The organism is Patescibacteria group bacterium (assembly GCA_028707065.1).
Taxonomy (GTDB): domain Bacteria; phylum Patescibacteriota; class Patescibacteriia; order Patescibacteriales; family WJLG01; genus JAQTUZ01.
In genome coordinates this window covers 116,680-138,861 of the sequence record JAQTUZ010000002.1, presented here as the reverse complement: position 1 = coordinate 138,861, position 22,182 = coordinate 116,680, and the positions used below count along the sequence as shown (strand labels likewise).

Sequence of the window (22,182 nt, the reverse complement as noted above, 5' to 3'; positions counted from 1 at the left end):
GGAACATTAGTTTAGCGCAGGCGAACGGAAAAAAACTTTTGTTTCGCTACCCAAAATCCAAAAATTATTACGAATCAGTCTGCCTTTTCAAGCCATTCTTATCTGACAACCCTGAGATAAATCATAAAGACTTTCCCAGTAATTTCATAGATCACGCCCTTCAAATAAGGAATGGTGTTGAACTTATCGCTCAAACCCACAACCTGACAATCCGTAATCAAACAGATGAAGAAACAAGGTTGCAATTCGTACTCCAAGAATGCTGATTACATACAAGAACGGCTCATCCCATGGGCCGCTTTTTTTATTTTGTCACCCTCACTTTTTGTCATCCTGAGTCCCTGACGAAGGATCTATTAGCCGAGTAATTCTATACTGATCGTCAAAAATTTTGATCGAAGAAAATCAAATTTTATTCAATATAGATCCTTCGCGCGGCGCTCAGGATGACAAAAAATTAAAAGGATTTTCGTAAATCAATGTTCGTAGTATTCGGATATTTCGTAGGTTCGGATTATATTTCTAACTTCTTCCTTCTAACTTCTTACTTCTGGACGTAGTCCAGCGTTTCTTTAAAATCCTCTATCAACTTCCTCAACTTCGCGTTGGTGTCATCGGAAAGTTCGCCGGAAGTTTTGATCGCTTTCAAGACATCGGCGCCGCGAGCTTTGACATATTCAACCATCTTCGGTTCGAACTCAACGATCTTATCTACCGGCACATCATCCATTAAACCGTTAGTGACGGCAAAGAAAATCGCCACCTGTTCTTCCACCGGCATCGGCACATACTGACCCTGCTTCAGGATTTCCACGATCCGCTTGCCGCGTTCCAGTTTGCGTTTGGTATCTTCATCCAAATCCGAACCGAACTGGGCGAAAGCCGCCAACTCGCGATATTGCGCCACTTCCAAACGCATCTTGCCGGCAACTTTTTTCATCGCCTTGATCTGCGCGGCCGAGCCGACGCGGGAAACGGAAATACCCGCATCCACGGCCGGACGGTTGCCCTGGTAAAATAAATCCGGAACCAGATAGATCTGGCCGTCGGTAATGGAAATGACATTGGTCGGAATATAAGCGGACACGTCGCCGGACTGGATTTCAATCACCGGCAAAGCCGTGATCGAACCGCCGCCGAAATCCTTATTTAATTTGCAAGCGCGTTCCAACAAACGGGAATGGAGATAAAACACATCGCCCGGATAAGCCTCGCGTCCCGGCGGACGGCGCAACAGCAAAGATAATTCGCGATAGGACGCGGCATGCTTGGTCAGATCATCATAAATAATCAAAACATCTTCGCCTTTGTCCAAGAAATATTCGGCCATCGCACTGCCAGCGAACGGAGCGATATATAATAAGGAAGCCGGGTCAGAGGCGCCTGCCAAAATAATAGTGGTATATTCCATCGCGCCTGCTTCTTTTAATTTGGCGACGATGCCGGCAATCTTCGATTCCTTCTGGCCGATCGCGACGTAAATACATTTCACGCCCTGGCCTTTCTGATTGATGATAGTGTCGATCGCAATCGCGGTCTTACCAATCTGGCGGTCGCCGATGATCAATTCGCGCTGGCCTCGGCCGATCGGGATCATCGCGTCGATGGCTTTGATGCCGGTTTGCAAAGGTTTGCTAACTTTTTCGCGGGTGATAACGCCCGGAGCGACTTTTTCTACCGGATAAAATTTATCAGTCTTGATTTCTTCTCGGCCATCCAAAGCTTTGCCCAACGGATTTAAAACGCGGCCGATGATAGCTTCGGAAACCGGAACTTCCAAAATTCTTTTCAATGCCACCACTTCATCCCCTTCCTTAATTCCTTCAGTTTCATCCAGAATGATCGCGCCGACCGAATCTTCTTCCAAGTTCAAAACCACGCCGAAACGGGAGCCGGCCGCGGATTTGAATTCCAACATTTCCGACATCATCGCGTCGCCCAAACCGGACACTCTAGCAATGCCGTCGCCGACCGAAATTACGCGGCCGAAAGTCTTTTCACCGGCTTCGGATTTGAAACCGTCGATCCGTTTTCTTAATTCTTCAATGATGAAATCTTTAGTGTTGGACATATAAATCAATTATAAATTATTAATTACAAATTATTAATTTTTGACTAATTTTATGGGTTATATCTTAATCTTACGTTTCGCTTGCCCCGTCGCAGTCTCCGCCGCGGGACTGCGACGAAATTTACGCAGTCGCCCTTACCGCAGCAGTCCGCTTCGCGAGACTGCTGCATGGCGGAGGGATGACTATTTTAATTTACAATCTGTCGTTTCAAATCTGCCAATTTTGTTTTCAAACTCAAATCCAGTGATTTATTTCCATATCTTAGAATTACCCCGCCTAACAAACTTGGATCGATCGTTTCTGACATTTCAACCTTATCGCTCCCGGCGCGGGATTTGATGAATTTTTCCAATTCGGCGATCGCAGTTTTACTAATTTCTCTGGCCGTCACGATTTCCGCTTCCACCGTATTATTTTTCTTATCCCAGGCTTCATTGAAAAATCTGATGATACCGCCGAGCAATGACAGATGATTATTGGCGCGCAAAACATCGGCGAACTTCTGCAAAGTTTCCCCAATCTGCTTTTCGTTCTTGCCTTCCAGACTTTCCAACAGGACGGTGGCGTATTGTTTGGCGGTGATTTTCATAATCACTTTGTCATCCCGATCCGCCCAGGGCGGAGAGGGATCTATTTTATACGAAGCGCGAACATCATCAACAAAAATTTTTATCGTTGCAATACGAGCTTCTCGAATGATAGATCCTTCACTGCGCTTCGCTCCGTTCAGGATGACAAAAAATTTATTACTTCTAACTTCATACTTCTTACTTCTTTTCAACTTCCTTAATTGCTTTTTTAATTAATTCTTCATCTTTTTTACCATCCATTTTTTCAACCAGAACTTTCTCCACCGTCGCAACGACCAGGTCGGCCACTTCGCGGTTGATGCTTTTCAGGACTTCCGCCTTTTCCATCCGCATATCTTCTTTTTCCTTATTGATCATCTGGCCGATCTCTTCTTTGGTTTTCTCGATCGACTTTTTACGGCTTTCCTCGGCGTCTTTTTGGGCCTGTTCTAAAAATTTGGCAGCTTCGCGTTTGGCTTCAATTATCACTCTTTTCTCTTCCTCGCCCATCTCTTTTAGTTTTTCTTCAGCTTTAACCGCGTTCTCAATGCCGGTTTCGATCTTTTTCTTGCGGTCATCCAAAATCTTGAACATCGGCTTGTAAGCGAACTTCCACAAAATAAAAAGCAAAATGCCGAAGTTGATCAATTGGGCGATGAGGATCTTGATGTCTAAACCGAAAGCGGAAAATATTTTCATAATATTTTTAGTTTAATACTTAATCAAACTTCGCATATAATGCGAATACTACAAATTAGTGTCGAATACTACGAACATATACACGCGAATATTCGATTCGTAAAGTTCGTAGTATTCGCGTACAATTCGTAGGTTCGCATTATATACCCAAGCGAATTAATGCAAAAACTATTTTATAAAAAGTAAACGTATTCACCCCTCCGTACTTTATTAGAGAGGTGAACTGGTCTATTTTTTAGAAAAGGAAGAGGACCAGGAAGGCGATGACCAGGGCGTAAATGGCCAAAGATTCGACGATCGCCAAACCGATGAACATCAACGGCGTGATCTTGGAGTTGGCTTCCGGATTGCGGCCGATAGCTTCCAGGGCTTTGGCGGCGATCATGCCCTGGCCGATGCCGGGACCGATGGCTCCCAAACCGATGGCCAAACCAGCAGCTAAGAGTTTAAATGTTTGTGCATCCATAGTTTTATATTTTATTAGTTAATTTTTTCTCAATGCAATACTAATGTCATACGAATACATACTAATATGACGAATAAATGCTTGGCAAGCATTCGTTATATTAGTATGTATTCGTGGATTAGTATTACAATACAAGCCCAATCAGCTGATCAATGTGACTCGGCGGTTTCGCCAGCCATTTTTATAAACACCAGCGTCAAAACGGCAAAGACGAAAGCTTGGATGACGGCCGTGATCAATTCCAGAGCCAAGAACGGCAAGGGCAATAAGAACGGAAATAAAAATAAAAATACTGACAGTAAGACTTCACCGGCGAAAATATTTCCAAATAAACGGAAAGATAGGGATAAGATCTTGGCAAATTCTCCGACCAGCTCGAGCATTCCGACAAAAAGCTTGATCGGACTGTGGAAATTGAAAAATTTTCCCAGATAGCCGAACGGCCCGCACATCATCACGCCGACAACCTGCACCGTGATGAAAGAAATCATCGTCAGGACGAAAACCATGCCATAATCCGCCATCACGCCGCGCAACACCGGAACGAATTTTCCTCCTTCATTAATAGTCAAAGCCGACTGCCCGGGAATAAAATTAACCAGATTAGCGACTAAAATGAAGATAAACAAGGAAAAAACGAAGGGAAAAACCTTGCGCGACTTCTCCTTATCCAGCATAATCGTATCGACAAAATCCAGCGCGCCTTCAAAAAGCATCTCGACCAGATTCTGAAAACCTTTCGGCACCATCCTGATCTTTTTATTCAAAACGATTACACAGACGATCAAAAATAAAGTTACGCCAATCATCAATAAAAAAGAATTGGTTACGGGAAAGGAACCGATGTGAAATACTGCTTCTGGAGCTATGGAAATCTCTAATTTCATTGTTACATTGTTACATTGCTAAAGTGCTAAATTATTAACGCATTAATTTCGTTGCGTAACAATGCAGCAATGTAACAATGCGACAATTAAATATTTAAATAATTTTCACCGCCAGTCATCACTATCGTCATCATATCCGTTCTTGCCGTTGCCGTGGAATTTTTTCAGTTCAGCCATGACCGCGAAAGTTTTGCGGAAGATTAAGATATTGCTGATAATAAAAGCGATGAAAACGGAAACCAACAGGATCAAATGTTTGCCGTTATAAGCCTTATCCAAAAAATAACCGATAACGCCAAAAAAAATTATCGGTCCCAGAATTGAAGCGCTGCTATAAAGCGCCATTCCAAGAGCAAAATTTTTTACACCACCGGATTTTTCGTCATTTTCTCGCTCCATGTTTTTGCTTAAAAAAACAAAATCCTCTGCCCTGCTGGAGCCGGATTGAATGTTTTCTTAGAGATATATTTTATCAAACAATTTTCAACTGGTCAATAACTAGATTTTATAACTGTTGCATTGCTGCATTGTTAAATTGTTACGCAACGATTTAAATCATCTCTTAACTATGTTTTCTCGTCGCGCAACAATGTAGCAATTTAACAATTTAACAATACTCAACTGATGCCGATTTCATCAATCACGATGATCTTTTCCTTTCCCAAAAGATCATAAAGAAAAATATCGGCGATATCGCGGCGATATTTGAATTCCGTAGCCGATAACAGCGTGAAGTTTACCTCACGCCCTAATTCCCTTTCCAAATCGCGAATAATTTTCAATAGGCGGTCTTTATTTATTTTGCCGACGATCAGCATGTCGGTCGGCGATTTGAAATCGTTAACGAAAACTCCGGTCAAGACGAGCAATTTTATGCTGCCGGCTTTCAAGAGATCCTTGGAAATATCGTCCTTATGCAGAAGCTGCGACTTGATGATCAAACCCTTGATATCTTCGAACAAATGAAAATCCTTGTTGACGCGGAAATATTTTTTTTCCTGCTTGTCCGCCGAAGCCTTAGCGTAGGTGGAGCGATCAGAACTTCTCGCCTCGATCAACCCCTCTTGGTTTTCCGCGCCGTTACTCGATTCCGAAAGCAATAAGCCGAAATCTTCCAAATTTTCCAATTCCCGGCGCACCGAATTGACTTGCAAACTTAAATCACGGCTAAGCTGCCGGATATAATATCTTTCATCCGGATGAAACAAAAAAGCCTTTAATATTTTGACTCGGGAATTGGAACCGAATAATTTAGAAAGCATAAAATTAGTTAATTGGTTGATTAGTTAATTAGTTTACAATTTTGCGGAGTTATTCGTGTAATTACCGGTCGTAACCCGATTTTAACTATAAAAAAATACAACCAATTAACTACTTAACTAATTAACTAATTTATAGTATAATACACCAATGAAGGAACCGTCAATTGATAAACGGTTTATTTTGAGTTAAAATGCCCTAAAAAATGTATTACAAAATAGCTTCGATATTACTGAATAACGAGCAAAAATCCGGCACAGCCAGCGATATTTTTATCGCCCAGCCTGACAACCAGAAAGAGGCCTTGGTCGGGAAGCTTTTTATTTTGGCCGAAATCCAATCGACCGGCTCGGAAGCGCCCAAAATTCTGGAATTTTTGATAAAAAATATCAATTTCAATTATTATCAGAATGAAAAAGTAATTTTAAAAGAAAGGATCGAATCGATCTCCTTGGAAAGCATTTTTGAAAGCTCGCTGGCTAAAACCAACAAAGACTTGGCGGAATTTCTGACCCAGGAAAAGATCAAAATCAGCCCTTACGCCTTCAATGTCAGCATCTGCGTGCTCTATAAAAATGAAATCTATTTTTCCGGCACGGGCAAAAACAAAACCCTCTTGATCTACAAAGAAAAAACCACGCTCAAGCAGAAAGGCCGCGAGGAGCCGGAAATGGAAAAGATCGAATACAAGATCTCCGACGTCGGCGAAGCTCCGGAAACCGAAGCGCTCAATATCAATAAACTTTTTTCCAACGTGGTCAGCGGAAAAATTCCGATCGGCGGATATTTTTTGGCGATCAACGAAGCTTTATCCGAATATTTGTCCAATAAGCAGCTGATCAGGATCATCACCAAACTGTCCCCCGCCGGCGCGGCCGAACAGATCCGCAATTTGCTCGAGCAGATAAATTCCTACGTTTCCTTTTTGGGGATCATTATTAAAAATACCGTGGCCACGACTTTTTCCGGAGAAGAGCTGAAAAGCCGCCTGGAAGAAGAAATAACCATCGAGGATTATAAGCCGGAAATCGTGCGCACCGAGGAAAAAACCGAGGAAATCATGACGCCGGCCGGGATCGTCAACCTTAAAAAATGGACCAGAGCGATCAGCCAAAAAATCAAGCCGAGCGAGCCGGCAGCCGCACCGCGAGAAACCAAACCGTCGCGCGGGATGTTCCTCTTGAAAGAAAAAATATTTTTTAAGCGAAGAAGCGGGTTGGTTTCGCCGGAAAAAACCAAAGACTTTTTTAAAAAATTCGGGAAATTAATCATGGCTTTTTTCTCTTCTCTGGCGCAAATTTTCCGCCGCCGCAATGATGATGAGGCTCTTGATAACCCGGCCGATCCTTCGGCTAAGGCGGAAAAAAAGCCGCCGCTGGTCATCAGTGGTAAAAAAATAAAAATAATCCTGGTGGTGGCTCTGATCTGCATCGCGATCTTCTTTGCCAATTTGGCGATCACCAATCAACGCAACAAAGATGAAGCTAAACTCCGGGATTTTAACGCGCTGGTTTCTTCGATCAGCAAGAACCAGGACAAGATCGATGCCGATTTTATTTACGGCAATAAAACCGAAGCCAGCCAGCTTTTTAATTTGAATAAAGACTTATTGGCGCAGATACCCGCGGCCGAAATCAGCAAGAGGCAATCGGTTCAGGCTCTTTTCGACAAGCAAAAACAGCAATTGCTGAAGATCCAAAATATCAATAATATTTCCGGCCTGCCCAAGATCGCTGATTTTTCCAACTTAAATCCCTCCGCCGATCCGCAAAATTTATTTTTGAACAACAATATTATTTATGCCGGCGACGCCAAGAATGACGCGATCTTCAAGATTGACGTCAAACAAAACATGGTAACCGCGGTTTATAATTTGGGCGTCGCCACCTCCGGTCCGATCGGTTTTCCGTCGGCCGGCCAGGAGAATAATATTTTTTATTTATCAGGCAACAACATCTTTCAACTCGATGAAACCGATCAGCCGAGCTTGCTGAAAATCACTCTGCCTTCATCAACAGATAACATCAGCGGATTGCAGGCTTACAGCGACAAACTTTATGTTTTGGATAAAAATCTCGGCCAGATCTACCGCTATACCCGAAGCGCCGATTCCTTTATCAATAAAACCAAATGGCTCAATCAGACCGCCGCTCTCGCTTCCAGCTCGGGCATCTTTATTGACGGCAATATCTATGTTTTATATCGCGACGGACGAGTGGAAGAATATCTCAAGGGCAAAAAAGTGGATCTGACTTTAAACACCGTCGATCCGCCGATCACGGCTGCCAGCCGCCTCATCGTCACCACCGATTATTTCTTCGTGTTCGAACCGGCCACCAAGCGTCTTGTTCTCTGGAGCAACAAAGGCGCGTATCTGGCCCAATATATTTTTACCGATTTAAACGATGTTAAGGATTTCGCGGTCAACGACAAAGATAAGCAAATCTACATTTTGGCCGAGCATTCGGTATATCAGATGGCGGTGCCGATAATCAAGTAAGAAAAAGAAAAGCTATCCGTTTTTTTTCTACGAACTACGAATAAAAAACGAATATACGAATTTTTAAATTCAGCCGCCAATCAGATAATTCGTATATTCGTAATAATTCGTAATTCGTAGAGATATATCTCAACAAAAAAAGATGCTGCCTTCCGACAACATCTTTTTTATTGTAGAGATTCACTATTTGAGAGTCACTTTCGCGCCGGCCGCTTCCAGGGTCTTCTTGATGGATTCGGCTTCTTCCTTCTTGGCGCCTTCCTTCACCATCTTCGGAGCTCCGTCCACCAGATCCTTGGCTTCTTTCAAACCAAGCACAGTGACGGTTCTGACCGCCTTGATGACGGCGATCTTATTAGGGCCGGCTTCTGTCAATTCGACATTAAAAGAATCTTTCTCTTCCTCCGGGGCAGCCGCGGCCGCGCCGGCAGCTACCGCCATTACCGGGGCGGAAGCGGAAACGCCGAACTTTTCTTCGAGAATCTTAACCAATTCGGCTAAGTCCAAAACGCTCATCTTTTCGATTTCCGCAACCAATTTTTCAAACTTGGCCGGAACTTCGATCTTCTTGTCTTCCATAGATTTAATATTAGTTTTATTAATAGATTATTATAAGATTGATGCTAATCCGCAAATTTATGCTAATGCCGCTAATCAATGCGAATATTATTAGCATTCATTCGCGGCATTCGCGACCAATTCGCGGCATTCGCATCAGATTTTAAGCTTTCTTCTCGCCAATCGCTTTCAAACAAGTGACTAAGCCGCGTAAATTGCCAGCCAAGACATTGACGAAACCGGAAACCGGAGCGTTCATCGAGCCGACCAGCTTGGCGTATAATTCCTTCCTGGAAGGAAGCTTGGCCAGGCTTTCCACCATCTCTTTGGAAATGAATTTATTCTCCAAAATTCCGCCCAAGAAAAATATCTTCGGCTCTTCCATTTCCTTGCGGAAAGTATCCACGACTTTGGCCGGAGCAACTTCGTCTTGATAGCCGAAGATCGCCGCGACTTGGCCGTCCATGGTTTTAAAATCAATCTCTTGCTGATTGTTTTTGAAAGCCAGATTGAATAAAGTCTTTTTGGCGACATAATATTCGCCGCCTTCGGCCTTGAGGCGATGGCGCAGATCCTCGTTTTCCTTGACCAGCAATTTGTTGAACTTGGCGAAAACAACGGACTTGGCCTTCTTTGCCTTTTCGGTCAACCCATCCAGAATCACCTGCTTTTGCGCTCTTGTTTTAGGCATATTTTCACGTAACACATATCACATAACACATAACATGCAACAGTTAAATAAATTAATTTTACTGTTATGTGTTACGTGCTGTGTGTTATGTTGATTTTTAAAAAAATAAAACTGTGGTTTTAGCCACAGACATTAAAACAAAAAATAGAGAATCTATAATTCGCCTCGGCAGGTCTTAATGGGGTGATTCCCCCGCCTGCTGTCTATGGCTTTATTTGATTGATTTCATAATAACACATATAAAAAACCCGTCAAGGGCTGCGTTAATAAAAAATCCGCGAGAAAAAAATCCCCACGGATCGTCAATGAAATTGACTTTTGTTTACTCTTTTTTGAACCTTTGGCCCCAACTATCATGCAGGGGGCCATCGCGGAAGGATGCCTCCAAAAAATCAACAGAAGTAGTATCATCCGTTCTAAGGAACACATGAAACCCGCGATGACCCACGCTCGGAATGATTTTAACTATTGTTACCTTCGCTGACTCTACCGAGTAAAAATCGGCACAGAATCTTTTTAATTCCTCTACTGTCAAATTAAAAGCGCAATAAGAATTTTTCACGGCCTTCCTCCTTGTAAATTTTATTGACATTAAAATAATAATGCATTTCAAATTAGCATAATTAAATTAATTTGTCAATCAAAAGTCAGGAAATAAAAAAGGGTTATTCGTCCGCCGCTGGGCAGATTACGAATAACCCTCAAATCTACTTTACAGAAACTTGCGCCTTAAATCCGTCTCTATAACCTATTACTCTCATTCCCAAATAATGATTAGCATTAAAGGGTACATTTAGGCGCCTGCCCATGATATCAAAGGCTTGCCCTAAAGAACGACTATTATTTATCAGGGGTAAGCTTTGACTTTGATGCTTGAAGTTCCGAACACCGGTGCTGCTTCCATTGAAATTCATAACCGTACCAAGAACACAGATGAAATCACTGGTATCGGAAACACGGTAAACCAATTGAATCTTTCCCTTCAGGTCAGCACGATATTTTGACCCGTTATAGATACTTAAGCGCGTATAATTGCGGGAAAAAATTTTCTCACCCCAGCCAAACTTTGGCGGGATGCTGTCGCTTGAAGGAATCCAACCGCTTCCATTCCATATTCTGATAGAATCTCTCGTAACCCCGACAAGAGAATTAGCGCTTAGCGAAATTTCTCCGTTATCGATGCCATAAGAAAAATATCCCTGGCCGTTAATGACTATGCCGCAGCTGCTCGCCATAAAAAATCCTGAAAGGCCGGAAGAATCATACGGATAATCGTCAATGTTCACAGGTGCCCTACAAATATACTGCCATTGTAGATATTCCGCCGGAATGTGGCCGTTGTAATAGACGTTTTTACAAAAAGCCACGGTATCACACTGTAAAAAACTGAAGTTACCGATATAACCTCCACTCACAAAACTCTTCCATTCAGACCCTGTCCAGGAAACGGCGAAGGCCGACGGCGGCGATTGCGTGTTCCGATTGTAGCCAATATAAATCCCTGTTCTCGGCGCCGATTCGCTTTCTGCCGTCAAAGGACTGATGGCTGCTGTAAATGACAAGACCAAAATACAACGAGCAAGGATAGACATATACCCTCCGATTGTTTTAGTTTAAAGTTTCCGTAGATTGTAAAAAACATTTTTATATAATATACATATCATATAATTTCAATTTTGTCAATCGTTTTTATCAACTTGACTTACTACGTTCTATAAAATTAATATGCTATAATAAAAACTAGTTCACTAATAAACTAATCAACTAATTATGGTTATCAAAGTCGACCGAGATAAATGCATCGGCTGCGGCCGCTGCACCGAAGTTTGCCCGGATACTTTTAAATTGGACGAGACGGGCAAGTCCACCGTCATCGGCGCCAACCACGAATGCGCCCTGTCTGCCGCCGACCAATGCCCGGTAGAAGCAATTTTTGTAGAAGAATAGGTATTTACTTTCAAAAAAACGTCTTCAGAAAAGAAGGCGTTTTTTTGTTAAACAGTCAGAAATTGGAAATTTGATATTAGAAATTTGTCATCCTAATATCTAATTTCTAATTTCCAATTTCAAATTTCTTCTTCAACCTCCGGCTGCTGCCTCTTGAATTGCTTGATCAGGCTCGAGCCGACCATGGCCGAATGTTTTTCAAAACCCAGGAGATCCAGGATCGTCGGCGCCAGATCAACCAGCAATCCGCCCGCTTCAATCTTTTTGGGTTTTTCCTGACTTTCGATCCAACTATCAGGAGCCACGTACCAGCAAGGCACGACATTTTTGGAATGCTGGGTATCAGGTTCGCCCGTATAAATATTCAACATTTCTTCGACATTGCCGTGATCGGCGGTAATAATCAACTCCCCTCCTTTGGCAAACACGGCTTCAATTAATTTTTCCAAACAGCCATCGACATGCTGGAGCGCCTTGACGGCCGCGTTATAATTTCCCGTATGCCCGACCATATCGGAATTGGCGTAATTGACCAGAATAAAATCATAATTATTTTTATTCATCGCTTCGACCAATTTTTCCGTAATCTCCGTGGCGCTCATTTCCGGCGCGTCGGCATAAGATTTAACTTGCTTGGAAGGGACGAGTATCCGGTCCTCGTAAAAAAACGGCTCTTCCATCCCCCCATTGAAAAAATAAGTGACATGGGCGTATTTTTCCGTTTCGGAAATGCGCAATTGCCTTTTCCAATTTTTTGACAATATTTCGCCCAAGCGCACGGTTATTTGCTGTTCCTCGAACGCCACTTCAGCCGGCAAATTTTCCTCATATTGGGCAAAACAAACGTATTTAATGTTGGCCGGCGGCTTGGCCTGTTTGAATTCTTTGAAACCAGGCAGGACAAACGCCTTGGTGATCTGCCGGGAACGATCTTTGCGGAAATTAAAACAGATCAGCGCGTCGTTATCTTTAACCAAGCAAACCGGGTCCTCATTGTCGCCGGTTAAAATTACCGGTTCCAAATATTCGTCAAAAATTCCGCGGGCATACTGATTATCAACCGCCTCATGCGGATTTTTTTCCTTGACCCCGATGCCGGCAGTTATCGCTAAAAATGCTTTTTCCACCCTGTCCCAATTATTATTCCGGTCCATGGTAAAATAGCGGCCGCTTAGAGTACTGATTTTGCCGATGCCGATCTCGCTGATCTTATTTTCCAGCATGCTCAAATATTTTTTGGCGCTTTGCGGATGAGTATCGCGGCCATCAGTCACGGCATGGATATAAACTTCCTTGACCTCGTTTTTTTTGGCCATTTCCAAAAGCGCGAACAGATGTTCGATGTGGGAATGAACCGCTCCGTCGCTCAATAAGCCCAGGACGTGCAGATTGGAATTATTTTTTTTCGCCCAGGCAAAAGCGCCGAGCAATGCTTCATTCTTAAAAAAAGATCCCTCGCCGATCGCGGTGGTGATCGTCGGCAAAAATTGAAAGACGATCTGGCCCGAGCCGATAGTCTGATGCCCGACTTCGGAATTGCCCCGTACGCCCCAAGGCAAGCCGACCGCCATGCCTGACGCTTGCAGATAAGTTTTTGGATAGTGGGCGTTCAATTTATCGATCAAAGGCAATTTAGACTTAACGACCGGATTGCCTTTTTCAATATCCCACTCGCCCCAACCATCTAAAATGACTAGTACTATTGGTCTTTTCTTCCTTTTTTCTTCCATATATAAAATTTTTAATTTTTGAATTTTTAAATAATTTTTAATGTCTAATTTTTAAAAATTAAAAATTGAAATTTCTTTAAAAATTTAAAAATTGCAAAAATTCCGGCTTGTTTATCATGTTTCCAATTTGTGCTATAATATAAAAAGCTTATATTATATCTTTATTTTATCATACAAACATACTTATGCAAAAAATCCATGTCCCTTATACCGTGCCTAAGGCTAAACGAGCTGAATACTTAAAAAATTGGGAAATTGCCACCCGGGGCACGGGAAAATTATTTATGTTCGCCTGCGACCAAAAGGTCGAGCATTTGAATGACGATTTTGTCGGTCCGGGAATAAGCCCTGAGGTCGCCGATCCCCGGCATTTTTTCGAGATCGCCAAAAAAGCGCATATCGGCGTCTTGGGTTCGCAACTGGGCTTGATCGCCAAATATGCCGACCTCTGCCCAAAAGTGCCGCTGATCATTAAAGCTAATTCCAAAACAAATATCATCAAAAAAACCGAGCGTGACCCGTTTTCCAACCGCTGGCTGGCCATGGAAGATATTATTGATTTTAAAAAAGATTCCGGCCTGAACATCGTCGGCGTCGGCTACACCGTCTATATCGGCAGCGAATTCGAATCCGAATCTTTCGGCCAGGCGGCGCGTATCATTTATAAAGCGCACCAGGAAGGCATGCTGGCGATCGTTTGGATGTATCCCCGCGGCAAAGCCGTCAAAGACGAGACTGATATTCATCTTTTAGCCGGCGGCGCGGGCGTGGCCGTCTGTCTGGGCGCCGATTTCGTAAAGATCAGCTATCCTTATGACAAACCGACGATCGAAACCGCCAAAAAATTCCGCGAAGTGGTGACGGCGGCCGGGCGTTCCCAGGTCATTCCGATCGGCGGTTCCAAGATGCCGGAAAAGAAATTCTTGCAGCAAATCCATAATCAAATCAATATCTCCGGCACCCGCGGCGTCGCTGTCGGCCGCAATATTTTTCAGCGCCCGCTTGAGGAAGCGATCCGCATGGCCGACGCCATCGCGGCGGTCACGCTTTATGATTACCCGGTGGAAAAAGCCTACAAAATTTTTCTGGGCAAAGACAAGCTGATCGGAAAGAAACGTCCCGCGCTCTCATCAATCAAAGAAATCCTCAATACGCCATTGCTATAAATCGCATAACACATAACTCATAACACGTAACACTAGGCTATAAATTTTGGCAAAAAATATGAATAAAAAGGCGGGGTTATTATTCTGTAGTTTAATATTATGTTTACTCGTTTCGGGTTGTGAAAAAGAAGGGACTATTAAAGTTGATGATTGTAGGGAAAGCGTAGAAATAAAAGAATTTTCATTTGATGCGATTTTTGGTAATTTTATTTGTAATTACAAGAAAACCGACAATGGAAAGTTAATATTTGGCGAATGCTCAAGAGTAAAAATGAAAGACGGAGAATGCCAAACAGAATTTTGGTACGAAAAAAAACCTTTTAGAGATTGCGGTGAATATTCATACATAGATGAACGTGATGGCAACTGTGTTTGTGTTCCGAGTTATGAATTTGATATCAATTCTAAAAAATGCATTTCAAAAGAAGATAATGCTTCAATTAACAGGTAGTTTATGGTAATTCAGAATTCGTGAATTCATAAGAATTCCTTATGAATAATTAAGAATTCTTTGTCGATTTTTAGCTAATTTTAGACTGAAATTATTAGAATTCTATTTTCTATTGGCATGAATTCTTAAAAATGGTATACTGTGGATAACAGCAGAATTCTGATATTTAACCCTTGCATATGCAAAAAATTACCAGTTATTTTTTGCGATAAACCATTCGACTTATTCGAGCTGGTTTTTTTGTCCCCTATCTATTGACATGTCTTGATATCAGTGCTAAGGTAACGCGACAACTCAAAAAAATAATCCGGCCTTAAATCCGGATTCGAGTTATTTCAAAATAAAAAATCCGACCATGAGTTGGGCATAAAAATTTTCTTGCGGAGAGTGAGGGATTCGAACCCTCGATGCCTCCCAGCATAACCATTTTGGAGATGGTCACCTTAGACCACTCAGTCAACCCTCCAACGATAAGATTTTATGCCCAGCTAATAGCCGGATTTTTCTACACAAAAAAGAAAGCCGCGTCTATTTTTTTCTTAGATACACTATTTCGTAAATAATATCGGATTACAGTCCGATATTATTTTTTTAGCGGGATTTTTATAGTTTCAACTACAGCGGTAGAACTTCTTCTTCTGGCTTCTTGAACAGTAATAAGCTTTCCGGTTCTTGCATCACGCCCAACTTTAATCGTAAAGTATTTCATTCTGCACCACTCTCCTTTCTAGTCAGAGCGGCTCTCTTTTTGCGTTTGGTACAAAAACAAAACTTGTACCAATCCCGACGTAGGCGGCATCTAAGATTTCTCTCAGAAAACGCCTCTCGGCGTTGGACTTTTTTGGTGCCCACGCCGGGATCGACACAAGTTTGTGTCTCAGATGCCTTTTATTAGGGGTGTCCAGCCCCAGCCTTTCAAAGTTCTAATCTATTTTAAGCATATCAAATCGGCAAAATAAGTCAAGGGTTTTTTACTTCTTACTTCTGCCTTCTTACTTCTATTTCATTTTCTTCCTAATAAACGCCGGGATGCCGAGTTCGCCTTCTTCCGATTCTTCGTCCGGCAATTCTTCCTGGGCCATTTTTACCGGCGAGATCTTGCTTTTCTTCATTGTATCGGACGTATTATCAGACTTGCCGCCGAACCAGCCGCGGCTTTTGTCTTCCTTCTCCGCGATAAAGGAATTAGGCGTATAAGCAGTGCGCATTTGTTTGCCGGAAATATCCCGCGCCTGGCCGTCAAAACCGGTGGCCACGACCGTAACTTTTATTTCATCTTTTAATCGCTCGTCAATTACCGCGCCAAAAATTATCTTGGCTTCAGAATCGGCCGAAGCGGTAATCACCTTCGCGGCCTCGGAAACTTCGTTCATGCCCAGATTGGTTCCGCCGGTAATGGTAAAAACGATCCCGCGCGCGCCGTCGATCGACATATCCAGCAAAGTGGAATTGATCGCCGCCTTGGCCGCCTCAATCGCCCGATTTTCGCCCGACGCCTGGCCGATGCCCATCAAAGCCGAGCCGGCATTTTGCATCACCGCCCGGACATCGGCAAAGTCAACGTTGATCAAGCCGGGAATAGTGATGATCTCGGCAATGCCCTGGACGCCCTGGCGCAACACATCGTCCGCTACCGAAAAAGCTTCCATCAAAGAAGTTTTCTTATCGATGATCTGCAATAATTTATCATTGTTGATGGTGATGATCGTATCAACCTTATCAGCCAGTTCGGCAAAGCCGCGCTCGGCGATCGCCTTGCGCTGTCCGCCTTCAAAAGAAAAGGGCCTGGTCACGACCGCCACGGTCAGCGCGCCCAGATCCCGGGCGATCTCCGCCACTACCGGCGCCGCTCCCGTACCGGTTCCGCCGCCCAAACCGCAGGTAATAAACACCATATCCGAGCCTTTTAAAACATCCCTGACCTCATTCTGCGATTCTTCCGCCGCCTGCCGGCCCAATTCCGGATTCATTCCCGCTCCCAGACCTCTGGTAACCGATTTGCCAATATGCAATTTATCGCCGGCTTTATTGTAATGCAAAGCCTGCACATCGGTATTGATGGCAATAAAATCCACGCCTCTGATCTCTTTTTCGATCATTCTTTGGATCGCGGCTCCGCCGCCGCCGCCCACGCCCACGACTTTGATCTTGGCGAATGTTTCGGCCAATGGTTTTATTTCAGCCATAAAATTTTGAGATGATTTATCACGCTAATCAAGCAGTATAAATTATTTACACACCTGAAACATTATACTATAAGTTTATCCTATTGTAAAAAAAATATCAAGCCTTTGTCCGGCTTAATAACTTACGAATTAATTAACTTATTTTAGCCAATTTTTTACTATCAAACATCAACTTAAAAACAGCTGACTAAAAATGTTATACAATCAATCGATTATGCTCACGGAGCAAAGCGAGAAAAAATATCCTTGATTTTTTTATTAGTATCTTCCCAAAAATTACTTAAGCCCCCCCAAGCGCCTCGCGTGACTCTTTTAGTCATGAAAGAGTTTCCCCAGATCACCAAACCCAGAGCGGTTAAATATTTAGAATCATTGACTTTATCGAAGATGATCTCGGCATTGCGGCAAATGCCCACGCTGGCCGGCAGGCGCAACCGATCTTTGGCTACCTCGACTAAACCAGCCAATTTCGCGCCGCCGCCCGCTAAAACAATGCCGGCCGGCAAGAGTCCCGAACGGTCGATCTTTTTCAATTGTTCATCAAGACGGTCGAAAATCTCTTCGGCCCGGGCTTCAATTATTTCCGCGACATATTTTTTGGAGATTTCTTTGATATCATCTTCCACTTCTTCTTCTTTGGCCAGCTCGGAAATATCCACTTCTTCTTTGCCGGAAAAATTCTTGGGCACGGCATTGCCATATTCGATCTTTACCCGTTCGGCCAAATTGATCGGACAGCGCAACCCGATGGCAATATCGGAAGTGATATGTTCGCTCCCGATCGGGATGACCGCGGCATGGATCAATTTCCCTTCTTCATAAACAGCCAGGGTAGTGGTGGAAGCGCCGATGCCGGCAACGGCCACGCCCAAATCTTTTTGCTTGGGACTCAAGACCGCCTCGCCTAACGCCAAGGAAGATAAAACCAGATCATCGATGTTTAATCCGGTGCGATAGATCGCCTTAGTCAAATTTTTAATCTGGCTGGTCATCCCCTGCACGATCAAGGCCTCGACTTCGAGGCGAATGCCGCTCATGCCGATCGGATCTTTAACGTCTTCCTGATTATCAACCGTGAATTTTATGGGAATGACATGAAGTATTTCGTAATTCGGCGGCATGCTCAAGGTGCGCGCCGCTTCGATCGCCCGCTCCACGTCTTCCTGGCTGATCTCGCCATTGCTTTTGCCGACTGCCACCACGCCTTTGCTTTTCTCACACTTGATATAAGGATCATTGACGCTGACATAGACCGCGCCGATCGGCAAACCGATCAAACGCTCGGCTTTTTCCAAAAGCGAAGAAACCGAAGAAGTGGTATCATCGATACTTTTAACCATTCCTTTGCTAATGCCTTCGGAGGGCGAGGAAATCGCCCCGATTATCTGCAAGCGGCCGCCATTTTGCTCATTCCTCTGTCCCAGCACCAGCCTGACTTCAGTGGAACCGATATCTAAACCGACAATTGAATCCTCTTTCATATTAACGTTTTTCTTAACTTGATTAACTTGGGTATATAATACGAATACTACGAATTATACACGAATACTACGAACCCTCTGAACAAAACAAATATTAGTTAAAAACGTTCGTTGTATTCGGATATTTCGTAGGTTCGGATTATGTGTTTATTATACTATATCCGCCCTCCCTTGCCAACAGCCTTTTTAAGGAAATGCCCAGAAAAGATTAAGATACCAATTGACGATCTCGGGGCCCCAGAACAAGGTAATAAGCAAGGCCGGGGCCATAAAAACCCCCAGGGGCACCTTGGAACTCCAATGTTTCTTGCCAAAAATCACCAATAATGTACCGATGACCGAACCGATAAAATAGGTAAGTAATATCGCCAGGACCAATTCCGCGTAACGCCCGGTGGAAAATCCTAAAAGAATTCCCAGGCGAATATCCCCTCCTCCGACCCATTTTCCCCGCGAAACCAAAAATTGCAGGAGGAAAAAACTGCCACCCACCAGCGCACAAATCAACAATACTAACCAATTATAGCCTAAAAAAAGATTAAGCAGAAAGATTATCAAAGCCCCGGGAATGACCACTTTGTCCGGAATAAGATACCAGCGGCAATCATAAATAAAGATCACCGTTAAAGTAAAGATTAGCAACCAATCTTTGACCAAGGACAAGATAAAGGCGTTGCCGGAAAGAAGATAAAGATTATCGGATAAACTTCCTCCGCCAATGATATTTTTAGCCAAGAGATAAAAAGACAGGGCAAAAAAGCAGGCGGTAGTAAATTCCACCAGCGGATATTGCCAGGATATTCTCTTCCCGCACTGCCGGCAGCGTCCGCCTAAGACGAAAAAACTTAAGACCGGAATATTATCGAACCAGGCGATCATTTTCCGGCATTTGGGGCAATAAGACCGGTCCCACAAGGTCTCATTTTCATGCAGACGCCAGACAAAACAATTGGTAAAACTGCCGATCACGGCGCCGAACAAAAATGAAATGAATATAAAATAATAAATCATAAAAATTTAAAGAAATTGACGGCGGCGGGAACACAATACCTTGCGTTCCCGCGATTAGAACGCGAAATATTGCGGTCCTACGGCAAGCTAACTATTCAAGCTGATCTTTCAAGCTGTCAATCGAGCTTTGCGCGTCCTTATTATCCGGATTCAACCGCAAAACTTTCTGGAAATATTCAATCGCCGCGCTTTTATCGCCTTTCTCCTGATACAAATGCCCGATAGCCAAGGGCCAGGAATAATCCGCCGGATTAAGCCGATAACCTTTATTATTATACCATATCGCCTTATCCCAATCTTTTTTTGCCGCGTAAACGGCCGCGATCTTCTGATAAGCCGGCAGATAATAGGGATTGAGCTTAACGCCGCGGTCATAATAACTCAAAGCATTATTCCAGTCCTTTTTGCCGGCATAGGCGTCGCCGATAAGGTCATAAAAATCGATCTGCCAGGATTCGATTACCGGCCGGTGAGTGAAATATCCCCGCTGTTCCATTTCCTTTAAGGGCAAAGTCGCGAGGCCCTGATTACCGACTTCGATCGCCTTATCGTAATCGCCCTTGATCATCTCAAAATTGGCCCAATTGCTGTAAACAGTGCTGACTTGCGGATATTTTTCGGCCAGAGCGGCAAAATCCTTTTCCGCCTGCGGATAATAAGCCTGATCAAAATTGGCCAGCAACACGCTGACGTCAACCTTGCTCTCGGCAAAGTAAAAAAACTTATCCACCGGCAGGCGGCTGAGATAAAAAAGCAGATTGTCTCTCAATTTTTCTTGCGCGCCTGCCGGCAAGCCGTTAAAACAAGACAAGCCGTTGGCGATATATCCATTTTGGTAATAGAGGCTGTTTCCCCCGCCCCAGGCGATCGCCGCGGTGTTAGCGGCGAGCGCTTTCGGACAATTATTATCTTTAACATTAAGCGCCGCCTGCATATAATAATAATCCGCCAAAATCAGCCTGGCATTAAAATAAAAAATAAAAATTGCCGCCAGAATAAAAAAAGAAGCGAAGATAGCCGCGCGCGAAAAAACAGTCAAGCCGATGCTGATCTCTTTTTCCTCCCGGGCCCGAGTCAAAGAAAAGATCAATAAACCCAAAATCAGATAAAAATATAAATATTGCGGCGTATCCGAGAAACTGAATAAATTATTAAAGAAATATCCGGTTAAGGCAATGACGCAGACGATGGCCAGCCGAAAATTTTCGTCTCGCTTGCCAGTTTTAAAGAAACGCCAAACCTGCCCGGCTAAAAAGACAAAAACAAGCGAATACACCGCCAGGCCAAGCAGCCCGAAAGACAACAAAATATCCAAAAACGAATTATGGGATCGATCCGGCCAAGAATCGACATTTTCATCAAGCGCCCAGCTGGCCTGATAATGCCGCAAAAATGGCTCATACAAAGAATCCGGCCCATAGCCAATGAGCTTGCGGAAAACGCTTTCCTCTTTGAATAGAGCCAGCGCGGCTTGCCAAGTTTCCACGCGCACCCTGACCGTTCCCTGGCTGAAATCGAAAATGGCCGCCAGCCGGGATGGCAAAGAATAATTGGCAACCGCCGGCCGCGGGGAAAAAGAGAAAAAAGATGAAGCAAAAATAAGGCCGGCCAGAGACAATATTATCAAACTAAGCGCGATTTTTTTTCTTCCCCGCAAAAATAACAAAAACAAAACGGCCAAGAATATTTCCGCCGCCAGCCCCAGCCAGGCGGAACGGCTGTAAGTAAAAAGCAAGCAAGCCAGCTGGCCCAAAAGCAAAATGCCGAGCAGCGACCTGGTTAAAAAACGGCGCGCCCAGAAAACAAGCGCGTAAACCGTGAAAGGAATGACCAAGATGAGCCAATGGCCGAAAAAATTCGGCTGGCCGAAAGTGGAAAAAATCCGGCTGGTTTCCGCCCACCTGATCGGATCAAAGCCGAAATATTGGATCAGCCCGTAACAACACGCGAATAGCGAAGACAGGAGCATTGCCCCGATAAAACGCCTGACTTGGGAAAAATTATTCAGATTGAACAATAAGAGAACAACGAACAATAAATAAAAAATCAAAGTCAGGAAGCCTTGCAATCTAGGATAATACCCCCAAAAACCATAAGAGCTGATCGCCGAGAAAGAAGCGGAAAGCAACCACGATAAAGCCAGCAAGCCGGCAAAGATCAAATAGCGCTTGCCAAAGCGAAAGCTGACATTGCCGGCTAAAAAAATCTTTGCCAGAAATATCAAAGCCGCTGTGGCCACCAGCGTTCTCAGCATCACCACTTTATCCAGCGTAAAAATACTGAATAGCTCATGAAAAAAAGCAAAATACAGCGGCACCAAAAAAATCAGGCTCAAGCTAAGCCAATCGATCGCGGTCTGGCAAAATTTGATCGCTTTTTCCCGGCGTAATGAAAACATAAACAAAAATTTAACTGAAACAATAATAACTAATTATAACATTTACGGGCAAAAAAATAAATTCCCTTCCAGTTAGAAGGGAATTTATTAAAGTGGTAAATTTTGCGTTT

The 22,182-nt window shown here is 43.6% G+C and carries 20 protein-coding genes, 1 tRNA gene and 1 other annotated feature; of the genes, 5 read left to right on the top strand and 16 right to left on the bottom strand.

The genetic code is table 11. The annotated features are described in order from the left end of the window. Nucleotides 1-266, top strand: a 266-nt coding sequence (locus PHE24_01585; GenBank protein ID MDD4901804.1) for a hypothetical protein, incomplete at its 5' end; no start/stop codon positions are given. A gap of 278 nt (nt 267-544) precedes the next feature. Here the strand turns inward: PHE24_01585 and atpA are convergent. The 7 genes from atpA to PHE24_01550 form a co-directional block, all read right to left on the bottom strand. After that, nucleotides 545-2,071 (bottom strand): F0F1 ATP synthase subunit alpha, encoded by a 1,527-nt coding sequence (gene atpA, locus PHE24_01580; protein MDD4901803.1) that lies wholly within the window; start codon nt 2,069-2,071, stop codon nt 545-547. A gap of 188 nt (nt 2,072-2,259) precedes the next feature. Further along, on the bottom strand, nt 2,260-2,853 hold the full coding sequence (gene atpH, locus PHE24_01575) for an ATP synthase F1 subunit delta (GenBank protein MDD4901802.1): 594 nt from the start codon (nt 2,851-2,853) through the stop codon (nt 2,260-2,262). Next, nucleotides 2,840-3,340, bottom strand: coding sequence for a F0F1 ATP synthase subunit B (gene atpF / locus PHE24_01570; GenBank protein MDD4901801.1), 501 nt, complete (start codon nt 3,338-3,340; stop codon nt 2,840-2,842). Before atpF ends, atpH begins: the two co-directional genes overlap by 14 nt. Nucleotides 3,341-3,575: 235 nt before the next feature. After that, nucleotides 3,576-3,806 (bottom strand): ATP synthase F0 subunit C, encoded by a 231-nt coding sequence (gene atpE / locus PHE24_01565; protein MDD4901800.1) that lies wholly within the window; start codon nt 3,804-3,806, stop codon nt 3,576-3,578. Between the two features lie 149 nt (nt 3,807-3,955). Further along, nucleotides 3,956-4,693 carry a F0F1 ATP synthase subunit A gene (locus tag PHE24_01560; GenBank protein ID MDD4901799.1) on the bottom strand — a complete coding sequence of 246 codons (738 nt, stop codon included), beginning with the start codon at nt 4,691-4,693 and terminating at the stop codon, nt 3,956-3,958. 105 nt (nt 4,694-4,798) lie between these two features. Then, complete coding sequence (locus PHE24_01555; protein ID MDD4901798.1) at nt 4,799-5,092, bottom strand: AtpZ/AtpI family protein; 294 nt, start codon at nt 5,090-5,092, stop codon at nt 4,799-4,801. Between the two features lie 218 nt (nt 5,093-5,310). Next, entirely contained in the window at nt 5,311-5,955 is a 645-nt protein-coding gene (locus PHE24_01550; GenBank protein MDD4901797.1) for a hypothetical protein, read from the bottom strand. 203 nt (nt 5,956-6,158) lie between these two features. On the opposite strand from PHE24_01550, the gene PHE24_01545 reads away from it, so the two are divergent. Continuing rightward, a complete protein-coding gene (locus PHE24_01545) occupies nt 6,159-8,453 on the top strand; it encodes a hypothetical protein (GenBank protein MDD4901796.1) in 2,295 nt (764 codons plus the stop codon). Between the two features lie 183 nt (nt 8,454-8,636). Here PHE24_01545 and rplL read toward each other — a convergent pair whose 3' ends face one another. From rplL to PHE24_01530, 3 genes are all read right to left on the bottom strand, one after another. After that, entirely contained in the window at nt 8,637-9,032 is a 396-nt protein-coding gene (rplL, locus tag PHE24_01540) for a 50S ribosomal protein L7/L12 (protein ID MDD4901795.1), read from the bottom strand. A 142-nt stretch (nt 9,033-9,174) separates the two neighbouring features. Then, nucleotides 9,175-9,702 (bottom strand): 50S ribosomal protein L10, encoded by a 528-nt coding sequence (rplJ, locus tag PHE24_01535; GenBank protein ID MDD4901794.1) that lies wholly within the window; start codon nt 9,700-9,702, stop codon nt 9,175-9,177. Between the two features lie 95 nt (nt 9,703-9,797). After that, nucleotides 9,798-9,929 (bottom strand) — a sequence feature (ribosomal protein L10 leader region). A 480-nt stretch (nt 9,930-10,409) separates the two neighbouring features. Continuing rightward, a complete protein-coding gene (locus tag PHE24_01530) occupies nt 10,410-11,294 on the bottom strand; it encodes a hypothetical protein (protein MDD4901793.1) in 885 nt (294 codons plus the stop codon). 178 nt (nt 11,295-11,472) lie between these two features. Between PHE24_01530 and PHE24_01525 the strand changes: the two genes are divergently transcribed. Beyond that, entirely contained in the window at nt 11,473-11,649 is a 177-nt protein-coding gene (locus PHE24_01525; GenBank protein ID MDD4901792.1) for a ferredoxin, read from the top strand. 119 nt (nt 11,650-11,768) lie between these two features. Here the strand turns inward: PHE24_01525 and gpmI are convergent, their stop codons facing one another. Continuing rightward, entirely contained in the window at nt 11,769-13,379 is a 1,611-nt protein-coding gene (gpmI, locus tag PHE24_01520; GenBank protein ID MDD4901791.1) for a 2,3-bisphosphoglycerate-independent phosphoglycerate mutase, read from the bottom strand. A 185-nt stretch (nt 13,380-13,564) separates the two neighbouring features. Here gpmI and PHE24_01515 point away from each other — a divergent pair, with 185 nt between their 5' ends. Both PHE24_01515 and PHE24_01510 read left to right on the top strand, forming a co-directional pair. Then, on the top strand, nt 13,565-14,545 hold the full coding sequence (locus tag PHE24_01515) for an aldolase (GenBank protein MDD4901790.1): 981 nt from the start codon (nt 13,565-13,567) through the stop codon (nt 14,543-14,545). Nucleotides 14,546-14,603: 58 nt separating this feature from the next. Further along, nucleotides 14,604-14,996 carry a hypothetical protein gene (locus PHE24_01510; GenBank protein ID MDD4901789.1) on the top strand — a complete coding sequence of 131 codons (393 nt, stop codon included), beginning with the start codon at nt 14,604-14,606 and terminating at the stop codon, nt 14,994-14,996. 381 nt (nt 14,997-15,377) lie between these two features. Here the strand turns inward: PHE24_01510 and PHE24_01505 are convergent. The 5 genes from PHE24_01505 to PHE24_01485 all read right to left on the bottom strand — a co-directional run bounded on the left by PHE24_01505 (nt 15,378) and on the right by PHE24_01485 (nt 22,072). After that, a tRNA-Trp gene (locus PHE24_01505) sits at nt 15,378-15,462 on the bottom strand. A 532-nt stretch (nt 15,463-15,994) separates the two neighbouring features. Next, entirely contained in the window at nt 15,995-17,182 is a 1,188-nt protein-coding gene (gene ftsZ / locus PHE24_01500) for a cell division protein FtsZ (GenBank protein MDD4901788.1), read from the bottom strand. 218 nt (nt 17,183-17,400) lie between these two features. Continuing rightward, on the bottom strand, nt 17,401-18,663 hold the full coding sequence (gene ftsA, locus PHE24_01495; protein ID MDD4901787.1) for a cell division protein FtsA: 1,263 nt from the start codon (nt 18,661-18,663) through the stop codon (nt 17,401-17,403). A 186-nt stretch (nt 18,664-18,849) separates the two neighbouring features. Continuing rightward, complete coding sequence (locus tag PHE24_01490; protein ID MDD4901786.1) at nt 18,850-19,674, bottom strand: prepilin peptidase; 825 nt, start codon at nt 19,672-19,674, stop codon at nt 18,850-18,852. Nucleotides 19,675-19,765: 91 nt separating this feature from the next. Then, nucleotides 19,766-22,072: an O-antigen ligase family protein gene (locus PHE24_01485; protein ID MDD4901785.1), complete on the bottom strand. Its 2,307-nt coding sequence runs from the start codon at nt 22,070-22,072 to the stop codon at nt 19,766-19,768. Between the last annotated feature and the right edge of the window lie 110 nt (nt 22,073-22,182).

Coding starts and splice junctions, on each gene's coding strand:
- PHE24_01515 (MDD4901790.1), top strand. CDS start 13,565: ATGCAAAAAATCCATGTCCCTTATACCGTGCCTAAGGCTAAACGAGCT.
- PHE24_01545 (MDD4901796.1), top strand. CDS start 6,159: ATGTATTACAAAATAGCTTCGATATTACTGAATAACGAGCAAAAATCC.
- PHE24_01510 (MDD4901789.1), top strand. CDS start 14,604: ATGAATAAAAAGGCGGGGTTATTATTCTGTAGTTTAATATTATGTTTA.
- atpE (MDD4901800.1), bottom strand. CDS start 3,806: ATGGATGCACAAACATTTAAACTCTTAGCTGCTGGTTTGGCCATCGGT.
- PHE24_01550 (MDD4901797.1), bottom strand. CDS start 5,955: ATGCTTTCTAAATTATTCGGTTCCAATTCCCGAGTCAAAATATTAAAG.
- PHE24_01555 (MDD4901798.1), bottom strand. CDS start 5,092: ATGGAGCGAGAAAATGACGAAAAATCCGGTGGTGTAAAAAATTTTGCT.
- rplJ (MDD4901794.1), bottom strand. CDS start 9,702: ATGCCTAAAACAAGAGCGCAAAAGCAGGTGATTCTGGATGGGTTGACC.
- PHE24_01485 (MDD4901785.1), bottom strand. CDS start 22,072: ATGTTTTCATTACGCCGGGAAAAAGCGATCAAATTTTGCCAGACCGCG.
- PHE24_01530 (MDD4901793.1), bottom strand. CDS start 11,294: ATGTCTATCCTTGCTCGTTGTATTTTGGTCTTGTCATTTACAGCAGCC.
- atpF (MDD4901801.1), bottom strand. CDS start 3,340: ATGAAAATATTTTCCGCTTTCGGTTTAGACATCAAGATCCTCATCGCC.
- rplL (MDD4901795.1), bottom strand. CDS start 9,032: ATGGAAGACAAGAAGATCGAAGTTCCGGCCAAGTTTGAAAAATTGGTT.
- PHE24_01525 (MDD4901792.1), top strand. CDS start 11,473: ATGGTTATCAAAGTCGACCGAGATAAATGCATCGGCTGCGGCCGCTGC.
- atpA (MDD4901803.1), bottom strand. CDS start 2,071: ATGTCCAACACTAAAGATTTCATCATTGAAGAATTAAGAAAACGGATC.
- ftsZ (MDD4901788.1), bottom strand. CDS start 17,182: ATGGCTGAAATAAAACCATTGGCCGAAACATTCGCCAAGATCAAAGTC.
- PHE24_01560 (MDD4901799.1), bottom strand. CDS start 4,693: ATGAAATTAGAGATTTCCATAGCTCCAGAAGCAGTATTTCACATCGGT.
- gpmI (MDD4901791.1), bottom strand. CDS start 13,379: ATGGAAGAAAAAAGGAAGAAAAGACCAATAGTACTAGTCATTTTAGAT.
- ftsA (MDD4901787.1), bottom strand. CDS start 18,663: ATGAAAGAGGATTCAATTGTCGGTTTAGATATCGGTTCCACTGAAGTC.
- PHE24_01490 (MDD4901786.1), bottom strand. CDS start 19,674: ATGATTTATTATTTTATATTCATTTCATTTTTGTTCGGCGCCGTGATC.